At 38.1% G+C, this 13,033-nt stretch carries 12 protein-coding genes; 7 read left to right on the forward strand and 5 right to left on the reverse strand.

Features of this window, described 5'->3' with window-relative positions; all coding sequences use genetic code 11:
• From B3I52_RS13680 to B3I52_RS13695, 4 genes are all read right to left on the reverse strand, one after another.
• Positions 1 to 503: anti-sigma factor family protein (locus B3I52_RS13680; protein ID WP_293302189.1), on the reverse strand; the 503-nt coding region annotated here is incomplete at its 3' end.
• Positions 500 to 1,081, reverse strand: coding sequence for an RNA polymerase sigma factor (locus tag B3I52_RS13685; protein ID WP_293302191.1), 582 nt, complete (start codon positions 1,079 to 1,081; stop codon positions 500 to 502). The genes B3I52_RS13685 and B3I52_RS13680, both read right to left, overlap by 4 nt.
• Before the next feature lie 148 nt (positions 1,082 to 1,229).
• Complete coding sequence (locus tag B3I52_RS13690; protein ID WP_293302192.1) at positions 1,230 to 1,556, reverse strand: DMT family transporter; 327 nt, start codon at positions 1,554 to 1,556, stop codon at positions 1,230 to 1,232.
• A gap of 188 nt (positions 1,557 to 1,744) precedes the next feature.
• Complete coding sequence (locus B3I52_RS13695; RefSeq protein WP_293302193.1) at positions 1,745 to 3,142, reverse strand: aldehyde dehydrogenase family protein; 1,398 nt, start codon at positions 3,140 to 3,142, stop codon at positions 1,745 to 1,747.
• A gap of 112 nt (positions 3,143 to 3,254) precedes the next feature.
• Between B3I52_RS13695 and B3I52_RS13700 the strand changes: the two genes are divergently transcribed.
• The 7 genes from B3I52_RS13700 (at position 3,255) to B3I52_RS13730 (ending at position 12,132) form a co-directional block, all read left to right on the forward strand.
• Positions 3,255 to 4,454 carry a hypothetical protein gene (locus tag B3I52_RS13700; RefSeq protein ID WP_293302195.1) on the forward strand — a complete coding sequence of 400 codons (1,200 nt, stop codon included), beginning with the start codon at positions 3,255 to 3,257 and terminating at the stop codon, positions 4,452 to 4,454.
• Between the two features lie 735 nt (positions 4,455 to 5,189).
• Entirely contained in the window at positions 5,190 to 7,586 is a 2,397-nt protein-coding gene (locus tag B3I52_RS13705; RefSeq protein WP_293302196.1) for a S9 family peptidase, read from the forward strand.
• An 82-nt stretch (positions 7,587 to 7,668) separates the two neighbouring features.
• Entirely contained in the window at positions 7,669 to 8,568 is a 900-nt protein-coding gene (locus tag B3I52_RS13710; RefSeq protein ID WP_293302197.1) for a DUF4886 domain-containing protein, read from the forward strand.
• Between the two features lie 228 nt (positions 8,569 to 8,796).
• Positions 8,797 to 10,389: a T9SS type A sorting domain-containing protein gene (locus tag B3I52_RS13715; protein ID WP_293302199.1), complete on the forward strand. Its 1,593-nt coding sequence runs from the start codon at positions 8,797 to 8,799 to the stop codon at positions 10,387 to 10,389.
• A 353-nt stretch (positions 10,390 to 10,742) separates the two neighbouring features.
• On the forward strand, positions 10,743 to 11,375 hold the full coding sequence (locus B3I52_RS13720; protein ID WP_293302200.1) for a peroxiredoxin: 633 nt from the start codon (positions 10,743 to 10,745) through the stop codon (positions 11,373 to 11,375).
• Positions 11,376 to 11,573: 198 nt separating this feature from the next.
• Positions 11,574 to 11,882 (forward strand): thioredoxin family protein, encoded by a 309-nt coding sequence (locus B3I52_RS13725; RefSeq protein ID WP_293302201.1) that lies wholly within the window; start codon positions 11,574 to 11,576, stop codon positions 11,880 to 11,882.
• Position 11,883: 1 nt separating this feature from the next.
• Complete coding sequence (locus B3I52_RS13730; protein ID WP_293302203.1) at positions 11,884 to 12,132, forward strand: DUF6952 family protein; 249 nt, start codon at positions 11,884 to 11,886, stop codon at positions 12,130 to 12,132.
• A gap of 54 nt (positions 12,133 to 12,186) precedes the next feature.
• Here the strand turns inward: B3I52_RS13730 and B3I52_RS13735 are convergent, their stop codons facing one another.
• On the reverse strand, positions 12,187 to 13,014 hold the full coding sequence (locus B3I52_RS13735) for an N-acetylmuramoyl-L-alanine amidase (protein ID WP_293302205.1): 828 nt from the start codon (positions 13,012 to 13,014) through the stop codon (positions 12,187 to 12,189).
• Positions 13,015 to 13,033: the final 19 nt, after the last annotated feature.

The raw sequence follows: 13,033 nt of genomic DNA on the forward strand, positions 1-13,033 counted from the left end.
TACTTTTGAGACAGCCCCTTTTTTTGTGTTTTTTTCATTCGTTTTCTAAGAAAACTATCTAAATAAATGAGCAGTAATGTTGCATTTACAAACAAGAAAACCATTAAAAAAGTTGGGTTAATGAGGGCATCTATATCGGCACCCAGATTAAATACCGCCATCTTTATTTTAAATTCTGCGGTTGCAAACGCATAAACCAAAAGTCCTAGCAAAGTAATCGAGAAAAAACCTCCTATGGTGTAAACAATACGGCCATCTACCTTAGTTTTTAACCTAACTGGCGCAATTTCTTGTTGCAACTGGGCCATTACGTTACGGGTAAAAGACATGGAAGGCTCATCTACATCTAAATGGGCAGCCAGCTGTTGGTTTACTGCTAACAATTGCACATAAAGTTGCTTAAACACCTCATCTGTTGCTAGTCTTGCCTCTATTTCAGCTTTTTCTGTTACGTTACAAAAGCCATCAATGTAGTTCCAAAGTTGTTCTTCTTGCTTTGTCATATCAACTCCTTTACTTCTTCTTTTAACAAAAGTTGTAATTTTTCTTTTAATCTGTGTCTGGCCCTATGCAGCTTTACCTTCACCGTATTGGGCTCCATTACTAAAGCCTCGCCTATTTCCTCTAAGCTTTGTTCGCCTTTATAAAACAGGGTGATAATTGCCGCATCGTCTGGCAAAAGCATGTTTATGGCTTGGTTAAGGTATTGATAAGTCGATTTTTTCTCTACTGGATTGGCATCGAAAAAACTATCGCTATTGGCTACCTGCAAAACGTGCTCTTCGTCATCAATGGAAGAAGTTTCTAATCTTTTCTTTCTTAAGTACGTTATTGCCGTGGTATAGGTAATGGTATATAACCAAGTAGAAAACTTAGCAGTTTGCTTAAAAGTACCCAAGGCTTTGTAAGCTTTAATAAAGCAATCTTGAGCAATTTCTTCGGCGTCTTCTCTGGATTTTGCAAAACGCAAAGCCAACGTAAAAACAAATCTTTGGTGGCGCTTTACCAATACCGCATAGTTAGCTGTATAGCCTCCCAAAACGGAATTAATGAGCTCCAAGTCTGTTTCTAATTGCTGCATATTTAACCTTATGACGCCAGGTGGCGACATGGGGTTACAGCAAATTAACATCTTTTTGATTATTCGTTGAAATTGGCTATTCGTTTAATTGATTTACAGCCGCTAAAGGCAGCCAATACAGTTAACCAGTTTTTAAACAAATAAGCACTTAATGCGAAACCGCTTTCAAGCCAATAATAGATCCAATAAGCGTAACAATGAAGAACAACCTCCAAAAACTAGCTGGATCTTTAAATACGAGAATGCCCATAAGTACCGTTCCTACGGCTCCTATACCTGTCCAAACTGCATAGGCTGTACCAATTGGTAATGTTTGGGTGGCTTTAATTAGCAATAGCATGCTAATGGTTAAAGAAACTAAAAAACCCACAAACCACCAAGCAGCTTCGGCACCGCTGGTTTCTTTCACTTTACCTAAACAAGAAGCAAAAGCTACTTCAAAAAGCCCGGCAATAATTAATATGATCCAATTCATCGTATTATAATTTTGCTGCAAAAATCGGTAGTTGGGTAAACATTTTATTTAACAAATGATAAAAAAACTTTCTTTTTTAGAAAATTTTAAAAACATCGGCTTTAGTCTATAGTTGATATCCCCGTCTTCTATGTATTCCTTTGAATCAAATTTAAACAGCTTCTTAAATAAGTTGACTGTTACCAACACTACATTACTTTCTTCAACAGTTTTAACACCCATTGTTTTGCCTGATATGGAGGATAAATCATGTTATTAAAATCTATGCTTCGTTGTTTAACCACCGTACGTTCATGAGAAAAGTCTTTAAACCCAAAAAAACCGTGGCTGCTGCCCATTCCGCTATGGTTGGCCCCGCCAAAAGGCAGTTTCGGGTTTGCAATATGCACTAAAACATCGTTTACGCAGGTACCACCGACGCTGGTAGATTTAATAATTTTTTTAATGTTAGCCTTGTTTTTGCTAAAAATATAAAGTGCCAACGGTTTGGGTTTTTCGTTTATAAAAGCAATGGCTTCGTTAATATCGGTATATGGTAAAATTGGTAAAATTGGCCCAAAAATCTCTTCTTTCATCACCGCTGCTTCTTTAGAAACTTGCGTTAAAACCGCCGGATAAATGGTTTGATTCTTGTCGTCGCTTTTGCCGCCCCAATTAAGCCTAGCGCCTTTCTCCACTGCATCGGTAATTAATTGATTAAGCCTATCAAAGTTTCTCTTATTAATAATTTTGCCATAAACCTCTGTATTTATTTCTTCTTTAGACTTGAAATACATTTCTGTGGCAAACTTGATGTAAAGGCCAATAAATTCATCCACTCGTTCATGAGGAATAAGCATATAATCGGGCGCAATGCAAGTTTGTCCTGTATTTACCAACTTGCCCCATGCAATTTTTTGTGCTGCTTTTTCTAGGTTTACTTCTCTATCAATAATTGTTGGCGATTTTCCGCCCAACTCTAAGGTTACTGAAGTTAGATTTTTAGCGGCGGCAGCCATTACCACTTTGCCAATTTCGGTGCTGCCGGTAAAAAAAATATGATCGAAAGGCAATTGCAACAAATGCTGAGCCGTATCGGCATTGCCTTCTATGCAAGCAACGTGCTCCTCTTCAAAAGTATCTAAAATAATTCTCGAAACAACCTTACTTGTGGCAGGGCTAAGTTCCGAAGGTTTTACCACCACACAATTTCCGGCAGCAATAGCAGAAACTAAGGGCGACATTACCAGCTGAAAAGGGTAGTTCCATGGCGCTATAATTAAGCAAACTCCTTTGGGTTCGTAATACACGCGGTTTTTTGCAAACGGATTACTTAACGTTTTCCCTATGCGTACAGGAGCCATCCAGTGCCGTAAATTTTTTATGGCAAAATCAATCTCTCCATAAATAAAAAAAAGCTCGGTTACCGAAGTTTCAAAACGGTTTTTCCTTAAGTCCTTATGCAATGCAACGTAAATTTCATCTTCATGCGCTTGAATAGCGCTTTTCAGTTTACGAAGTAGGTCTATTCGTTGTAGGGCATTACTTTGCCTTAATACATATTGATGTGCTTGCTGGCTACTAAACACGTCTTCAATTCTGTTCATAAGCTTAAAACCTAGTAGAATAATTGTTAAATATAGTTAAACCCCCATAAAACTTCTTATTATTATAGGCAATTTAGCGTTTTATAAACCTTGTTAAGTTCGATATAAGTATATGAAGAAATACCTATTTCTGTTTTCTACTTTCTTCCTAGCACTTCAGTTAAAGGCACAAACCTTAAAACCGGATGTTTTTATAGTTGGCAACAACAATGCGGCAGTTGCTGCGGCTATACAAGCGGCACAGTCTAACGTTAAAACTGTTTTATTGCTACAATCTGGAGGGTTTGATATAGCCCCCGTTGGAAATGACCTGCACTCTGGCGTTCAAGAAACCTTTATCAAAAAAATGAAAGCCTATGAAAACCAGAACGACAGTCTTGCAGCGCTAAAATTCGATAAACACATCGCAAACATCGTACTATCTAAATGGACAGACAGTATTAAAAATCTCACTGTAATTAAAAATGTACTATGGATAAAAGCAGATAGAGCTGGAAAAAGATGGGTTTTTAAACTATCAGACGGAAAGACCGTAAGACCAGAAGTACTCATTAACATTGCCGACCAAAAACTAAATGCCGCTTTAAAGATTGCTGCTACCGGAGCGACTTCGTGGGCAAAATTCGATTATCAAAATTCGATTTATAAAACTAATGTAGCTGTTGGCAAAAATATTGATGGAAGCACAAATACAACTTTATCGTTGTACCAACTCTTGATGCCTGCACAAGAGAATTTAGTTTACGTTTCTGATGCTTCGAGTATGTTGATGGGGCAAAGCGCAGGGGCTGTAGCGGCTTATGCGGGCTTTTTCAATCTCAAAACATCCGAATCGAACCTTAAAAGAATACAAGGCGAGCTGATCGCCTTTAATACGAATTTAATACCATTTGCAGATGTAGGCACAAAAGACAGCAACTGGAAAGCTATCCAAATGGTGGGCATAACTGGCATGCTAAAAGCCGAAGAAATAAATGGGAAATTGCTTTTTAACGCAGAAAAGCTGGTCAGCACCGCCGATATCCGCGAGCCAATGAGCGCACATTATTACAAGGCTCAAATTTGGTTCGACGACCATAAAAGTGAGGCGATTACTATTGAAGACGCTTTAAGTATGATTTGCTATGTGGGGAACAAAGCCCCAGAAAGTACTCGTAAAGAAGTAGAGAAAAAATGGAAAACCACTTATGGCTTCGCCACAGATTTTAACCCAGAGCGACAGGTTTCAAAAAGAGAATTAGCCGTAATGCTCCAAGATTATATGCCTCCTTTTAATGTAACTATTGATAAGACAGGGAAGATATTGAGATAGCTAATTTTGCTTGTGGTTAGTTGTTAGTTGCTAATTTTTAGTTATTTAGAGTTAATCCCAATTTTAGGATCATCTATCCTAAAAACAAATCCAGCTCAAGTCCACCTTAACTCCACCTCAAATCCACGTTAAACGCACCATAGCAGGTGTGCTCCTAGGCTGTTACCTATACCTGTTATGTATTTAACTCCACTTGCCTTAATTACGGGATACACTGCTTTTGGTATTTAAAAGGAAATGTTTAGCAACTAGCACTCCATGGAGGCAAGTTGCATTTTTTGCTTTAAACCCTGCACTAAAGCTAGTTAACAGTTTGCGCTGGCGCTTAGTCTAACGCCTAACCTAAAAGCTTATTAATAAGTTTTTTAATTTAAGCGGCAATAAAATACTTAGGCGGGTGGGGACACCCGCCTATAGCGGGCTGCTAGCGTTTGGTGTCCTCACCAAACTTGCCTTTAGATTATTAAAAGGGTTAAAACAGCCATTAAAACTAGTCCCGAATTTATTTCGGGAGACGAAACGCCCATATACCGCCACCTCCGATGCTTGAAGCAAGCGCTGCATTTATTTTGCTTCGCAGCTACTTCGTGGTTAGGGTTTTTTAGACTAGATTAAGACCTAAAACTCACGTTAATTTAAAAGCGGTCTGTTTTTAAGGCAGATTTGTAACATTTATTTTGCCCAGCTTTAGAGCTTATGCTTTTTACATAACTTGCAACTATAACCTAAAGCAAAATGAAGAAATTATCTTTTCTATTTTTCTTAGCCGCATTTACTGCTAATGCGCAAGACCTGGCCCCATTAACAGTTCAAAAGATTATGAGAGACCCTAAATGGATGGGAACCTCGCCCGAAGACTACCGTTGGTCGGCCGATAGCAAAACTGTTTTCTTTAATTGGAACCCCGAAAACAAGGACAAAGCGCAACCTTATAAATTAAGTGTGGCTAACCAACAAATAGCGAAGGCCGAAAAAGAAGAAGCCGAAAAAAGTGCAGCCATCAACTATGTTTACAATAAAGATAAATCGTTGGGCTTGTTAGAAAAAAACGGGGATATCTATTTAACCCATCTCAAATCTAAAAAAGAAACGAGGTTAACCAATACCCTAGACAGAGAAAGCAACGCCAAGTTTTTATATAACAACAATATTGTTTTTCAACGATTAGACAACATTTACCAATTAAATTTAGCGACAGGAGAATTAAAGCAGTTAACCAATTTTGTTAAAGGAAAACCAGAAGTTTTGCCATCGGCAACAAGAACCACTGCTAAACAGGGAACTTCGGCACAAGACCTTTGGTTAAAAAACGATCAGACAACATTGTTTGATATCATTAAAAAGAAAAACGCCGAAGAAATAAACGGAAGAATGACGGGGCCAAGGAGATTTGGAATGCAAACAACAGGCAACACTGCGGCCAGAACAATTAAACCAATTGCGTTGGGAGACGATTTTATGATTGGTTTAACCGTTAGCCCAGATGGCAAATATGTGAGCTACCGAACAATTAAACAAGCAGTAGGCAATAAAAATACCATTGTGCCTAATTATGTTACCGCATCTGGTTATACCGAAGACCTCAACACCAGAACAAAAGTTGGCGAAGCATTAGCAACTTTTACAACTTACGTATTCGACATTGAAAAAGATTCTGTATATGCAGTAAATGTGTCGCAAATACCCGGAATTAAAGATTTACCAGATTACGTTAAGGATTATCCGAAACAATTAGAAGAACGCACGAAGAAGAACGAGGATAGAAAAGTAAACCTCAGCGTGGTGAACTGGAACGAGACAGGTTCTTTCGCCGTTGTGAGCGGCAGGTCGCAGGACAACAAAGATTTCTGGATTTTGAAGCTAGACCCATCAACAGGAAAGTTAGATTTAATTGACCGGCAAAGAGATGAAGCTTGGATTGGTGGCCCTGGCATTGCCCGCGATGTAAGATGGATCGACCATCAAAGGTTTTATTTCCAAAGTGAAGCTACAGGTTATTCGCATCTTTACACCTACAATGTAGCTACAGGCGAGAAAAAGCAACTTACTTCGGGCAATTGGGAAGTACAACAAGTACAGCTTTCTAAGGATAAGAACACTTTCTATATCAGCGGGAATAAAGAGCATCCGGGTATTACGCATTTTTACAAATTGGCTGTAAACGGCGGCGATTTAGTACAAATTACTTCGATGAAAGGTGGAAATGAAGTGACACTTTCGCCAGATGAAAAATGGTTGGCCATCAATTATTCTTATATGGACAAGCCTTGGGAATTGTACCTTCAAGAGAACAAGCCCGGAGCAAAGGCGGTTAAAATCACCAAATCTACTTCTGCAGAATTTGATAGTTACCAATGGCGCCAACCAGACTTAGTATCCTTCAAAAACCGCCACGGTGATGATGTTTATGCCAGAGTTTATCCAGCGAAAAATCCACATCCTAATAAACCGGCAGTAGTTTTTGTGCATGGTGCAGGCTATCTGCAAAATGTACATTACTGGTGGAGCCAATATTTCCGTGAGTATATGTTCAATAATTTGTTGGCAGATAACGGCTATACGGTAATTGATATCGATTACACGGCTAGCTCTGGCTATGGCCGTAATCATCGTACCGGAATTTATCGCCACATGGGCGGCAAAGATTTAACCGACCAGGTAGATGGGGTGAAAATGTTGGTAGAAAAGTATGGTGTTAATCCTAAAAATGTAGGGCTGTATGGTGGTTCTTATGGTGGTTTCATTACCCTAATGGGTTTATTTAACGAAAGCGATACCTTTAGGGCAGGTGCTGCTTTACGCTCTGTTACCGATTGGGCACATTACAACCACGGCTATACTTCTAACATCTTAAACGAACCTATAAACGATCCAAACGCTTATAAGAAGAGCTCACCTATTTACTTTGCAGACAAGCTAAAAGGCGATTTAGTGATGTTGCACGGCATGGTTGATGTAAATGTACATTTTCAGGATATCGTTCGTTTATCGCAACGTTTTATAGAGCTAGGAAAAGACAATTGGGAGTTGGCTGTTTATCCGGTAGAAGACCATGGTTTTGTAGAGCCGAGTAGCTGGACAGATGAATATAAACGCATTTTTAAGCTGTTCGAAAATACATTAAAGAAATAGCCGTTTTACCAAATACATTAAAATTATACTTGCTCGCAATAGATATTCTGTATATGTTTAAAAATATTAATAACCCTAGGTGATGTATTTTAGATTTTTTAAAAAGCGATTGGTTTATATCATCGCGTTCTTGTCTTTCTTTTCAGCAAGTGTAGGTACTGCAAATGCTTCAATTTTTAGCGAAATCAGATTTGAGAAACCGAGTAAGGATAGTGTTATCAAAATCTTAGCTATTGGCAATAGTTTCTCTGACGATGCTTTAGAGTATTATTTGTACGGCTTAGCCAAGGCTGGAGGCTACAAAGTGATTATCGGTAACCTTTACATTGGTGGTGCACCTTTAGAGCTACATGTTAAAAACGCACAAGGCGATAAGGAAGCTTACGAATACCGAAAGATTGGTATAGATGGAAGTAAGCAAAAATTCCCTAAAACCAGTATCTCAAAAGCACTGGCCGATGAAAATTGGAACTACATCAGCTTTCAACAAGCAAGCCCAAAATCTGGCCTATTTGAAACTTATATAGAGCCGCTTCCAGTATTGTTCAACTATGTGAAAGAAAGGGCAAAAAACCCCAAAGTAAAGTATGTGTGGCACCAAACTTGGGCCTATGCACAAAATTCTACGCACAATGGCTTTGCAAGTTACAATAAAGACCAAATGCGCATGTATAATGCTATTGCCAACGCTTCGAGCAAAGTAAAAACTTTAGTGCCTATTGATATTGTTGTACCCGCAGGTACCGCCATTCAAAATGCCCGCACCAAGCTGGGCGATGTGCTCACCAGGGATGGCTACCATTTAGATTTGAATATTGGCCGATACACGGCTTCCTGCGCTTGGTACGAAGCCATTTTTAAACAGGATGTGATTGGCAATAGCTATAAACCCGAACAAGTTAGCGATACCGATGCTTTAATTGGGCAAAAAGCCGCACATAAGGCTATTAAAAAGCCGTATAAAGTTTCAAGGATAAAATAACTAACCTACCTTATTTTGCAAACAAAAACCGCATTACATGCGGTTTTTGTTTTTTTTGATGCGCTTTCTTGCGTTTTTGATTTTGTTTTGCTAATATTACAATATTGAAATTGAGCGCCTTATACCTTGTTTCTATTAAAATACAGTATTGTGCGTTTTTAACTGATGAAACCGCTCTTTTCTAATATTAAGAACTAACCAAATTCTAAAACCATTAATTTAAATCGTATGAAAAAACTTTTACTTTCTATTGCTTTTTTAGCATCAGGACTTGGTGCTTTTGCGCAGACAGTTCCGCTTACCACAAATTGGTCTAAATTGAGAAAAGATGCCGAGGTTGTATTTGGAACCACTCAAGAAAGGTCGGGCATAGCCTATAATAAAACTACAGATAAGCTTTATTTAGTAGATAGAAATAATAAAATCCAAATATTGGATCCAGCTACAGGATCTTTAGCGACACCTGATCAGTTGCCTTTACCAGTTAACCCCATTCCTGCTTGGTCTGAAGGTTACAAATTTACTAAAGTTAGAGTTGCGGATGATGGGGCTATTTATGCTGTTAATCTAGCCTCAAATGTTGATGCAAATAATAGAAAGTTTTGTATTTACAGATGGGCTTCCGAAACAGACCTCAACCCATCTAGAGTAGAATTTGCAGTTACTATTAGAAAAGGAGATTCTTTTGCAGTTACTGGTACTGGCGACAATACAAGGTTGTATGTAGGAGGTTCTGGAAATGATATAATGACTGTTTTTAAAGTTACAAGCGGAGTAGTTAGTCAGGTATACGAAGTTCAACTTGGAGCATCAAATCATGCTAGAGGTAGCATTTCTCCAATTTCAGATACTGAGTTTATTCTTGCTAGCCCATCTAGCGTAGGCATAAGAAAAATAACTTTAGATAAAACAGCAGGAACAATAAACAATGCACTAACAACCAATGTTGTACCTAGTGAATGGCTTTTTTCAAACGCTGAGTATTTTGTAGATGGAACAAAGAAATATATGGCATTATCTGGCTCGGTGATAGGTGGTTCGCCTTCAAACAATGCTGGAGTAAGAATGAAAATTTTTGATGTTACTAATTTAGCTGCACCTATATACCTTTCTTATTCAGAACTTTTTCCTGAAACCCCTCCTGCTGTAACCAACGGCTCTAATCCAAATGCATACGCGGATGTTGCTGTCAAGAAAAATGCGAATGGAACGCATACTTTTTTCCACGTAGTATTCGGACATGGCTTAGCTTCTTACACTACTGCAGGAACCCTTCCAGTTTCTCTCACCTCTTTTAACGCGGCGCTAGTAAACAACCAAAGTACCTTAACATGGGAAACAGCCTCAGAAAGCAACAACAAAGGCTTCGAGGTGTTACGCTCAACAGACGGGGAAAGCTTTACAAAAATTGATTTCGTAACCTCTAAAGGTCAAAACGGTAATTCATCTACCGCTTTAAACTACACTTATGTAGATCATACGGCTAAAACGGGCGTAAACTACTACCAATTAAAGCAAGTAGATTTAGATGGCAAATCGGAGCTTTTTAAAGATGTTAAAAGCGTAAATGTAAGCTTGGCAAACAGCGTAGTGGTATTCCCTAATCCTGCAGCTGCTTATGTAAGTGTAAATGCTGGCAGTACAGATTATAAAGGCGTTAAATATGAGCTTTTTGATGGCAATGGCAAAAAAGTACTAAGCGAAAGAGCCAAAGCAGAACAGCAAGATATTTCTTTAAGCAAACTTGCGCCTGCAATTTATTATTTAAAAATCTCTAAAAACAACGTTGTTCAAAGTACAGTTAAGCTCATAAAACAGTAAGCTGTTTAGCAATAGCATCAAGGGTTTACATCTGGCGTTTGGTGGGGACACCAAACGCTAGTAAAAAACGCTAGTAAAAAACTTGCGCCTGCAATTTATTATTTAAAAATCTCTAAAAACAACATTGTTCAAAGTACAATTAAGTTAATAAAGCAGTAGGTTGTTTTAATTAATATATGGGTTAATTTAAAGCCTTGGCAAATTGCCAAGGCTTCTTTTGTTATAGCTTTCGTTTAATTTATCGCTAACAAGATATAGCTTTTGTCTATAGGGCTATCGGCATATAGTATTGGCTTCGCTTAAGTTTTTAAAGTATCTTTGTGGTAAGAAAAAAATTAAAAACAAAAATAATTATGAGTTTCGTAGGTAAAAAATTCCCGAACATTACAGTTGATGCCATGTCTGAAATGGGTGACGATTTGAAAATCAACGTTTTTGAAGAAGCAGTAAAGAATAACTCTAAAGTATTGTTGTTCTGGTATCCAAAAGATTTCACTTTTGTTTGCCCAACAGAGTTGCATGCTTTCCAAGCAGCATTAGCAGATTTTAAACAAAGAAATACCGTAGTAATTGGCGCATCTTGCGATACTAACGAAGTGCATTTTGCTTGGTTAAACACCGCTAAAGATAATGGTGGTATTGAAGGTGTAACGTATCCTTTAATTGCTGATACGCACAGACAATTAGCGGGTACTTTAGGTATCTTAGACCAAGAAGTAGAATATACTGAAGAAGGCGAAGAAATTTTCTCTGGTTCAAACGTATCATACCGTGCTACTTATTTAATTGATGAAACTGGTAAAGTATTCCACGAAAGTGTAAACGATATGCCTTTGGGCCGTAACGTTAAAGAATATTTACGTTTAATTGATGCTTACGCCCACGTACAAAAACACGGCGAAGTTTGCCCTGCTAACTGGGAAGAAGGTAAATCGGCAATGAACGCTACCAGAACTGGCGTTGCAGAGTACTTAAGCGCTAACTAAGCAAAGCTTAAACAAGTTAGTTTCTAGCTGCCAATCTTGTCACATTGAGCTTGTCGAAATGTTTACGAACTAGACTTCGACAAGCTCAGTCTGACACATTTAAATAGCTCTTTTATCCAATCATTAACTATGCGATTTCTTAAACTAACACAAGACTGTAAAAGTGTGGTGATTGCATAGCTATTAAATATTAAAATCATGTTTTTAGAATTAACAGAAGATAGTTTAGCCCAATACCTTTCGGATAATAAGAAAGTAATGGTGCAATATGCCGCTTCGTGGTGTGGCAACTGCCGTATCATGAAACCGAAGTTTAAGAAATTAGCATCAGAAAACGAAGATGTAGCTTTTTTAATCGTTGATGCAGAGAAATTTCCAGAATCGAGGAAATTTGCAAAAGTAGATAACCTACCAACTTTCGCCGCTTTCGAAAACGGCACTTTGGTAGATCAGGTTCAAACCAATAAAGCTGAAGTTTTAACAGATTTATTTGCTAAAATTAAATAAGATGAAAGTTCCAGTAATAAGACAATTTTTTGAAAACGCTACACCAGAACAATTAAACACAACTTTAGAGGTATTAGAAGCTTTTTGTGAGTTTAGAGGAGTAAGTGAGGGCGAAATTGATGTAGCAGGAGAAATGATTACCAATATTTGCGGTGCTTTAGAGGTTCATGAAAGCGTTAAAAACGGGTCGGAACCAAGGGAAGCTTTAAACACATTTTCTCAAAAAGTAATGGGTTCTATTGATAGATAAAGTACTAATTCAAATAATAACAAGGCCGGGGCAAATTTGCCCCGGCCTTGTTATTTAAAGAGATTTCCTGTACAAACTATAAATCACCTGCTTGTCGAACTCTGTTAACGTATGCGAAGTATCTGTCTGGATATAATGGATTTTAAATGCCTCTATCGCATAATTTGGTCGTGCCAGGTTATAACCAATCACTTTTAATCCTACCATTGGATCAAAACCCTCTGGAACGCTATCCAAAACATCATCGTACCACAAGCCATAACCTTGCTGTGCTAAGGTTTTCCAAGGGAAATTCTTAGGGTCATTTTTGCGCCCAGGTGCATAATCTGCATGGCCAATAAAATTAGCCGTAGGAATGCTATATTTTTTCTTCAACGTTTTTAATAAGGCGCACAAGCTAGTAATTTGTGCATCGGTCCAAGGGTCAGTAGTGCCGTTATTATCCATTTCAATGCCAATAGAACAAGAGTTCATGTCCGTAACGTTGCCCCATTTACCTGCTCCGGCGTGCTGCGCCCTTAAATAATCGTTCACCATTTGTACCACTTTACCATCTCTGCTTACCACGTAATGAGAACTTGTTCCGGTACGCGGAAGGGTGAAAGTTCTTAAGGTTTGCCCTAACGAATCTTGTGCGGTATGATGTATGATCACAAAATTTGGCTTTCTAATGCCCATATTGGTAGTTCCCACAAAATATTGTTCATTAAACAAAGAGTCTATTTGCTGGTTTTGCGGTGGAGTGGCACTAATTACTTTAGAAAATGCCTTAGCGTTGTTCTTATAAACTTTGTCGGTAGCTTTATATTTATAAGTGCTACAAGCAATTAAAAACAAAAAAGTAGCACATAATAGCACAATTGATTTTTTTTGTGATTTCATTTTAAAGTGTGTTTAGTTT

The sequence above is a fragment of the Pedobacter sp. UBA4863 genome, from assembly GCF_002399615.1.
Lineage (GTDB): Bacteria > Bacteroidota > Bacteroidia > Sphingobacteriales > Sphingobacteriaceae > Pedobacter.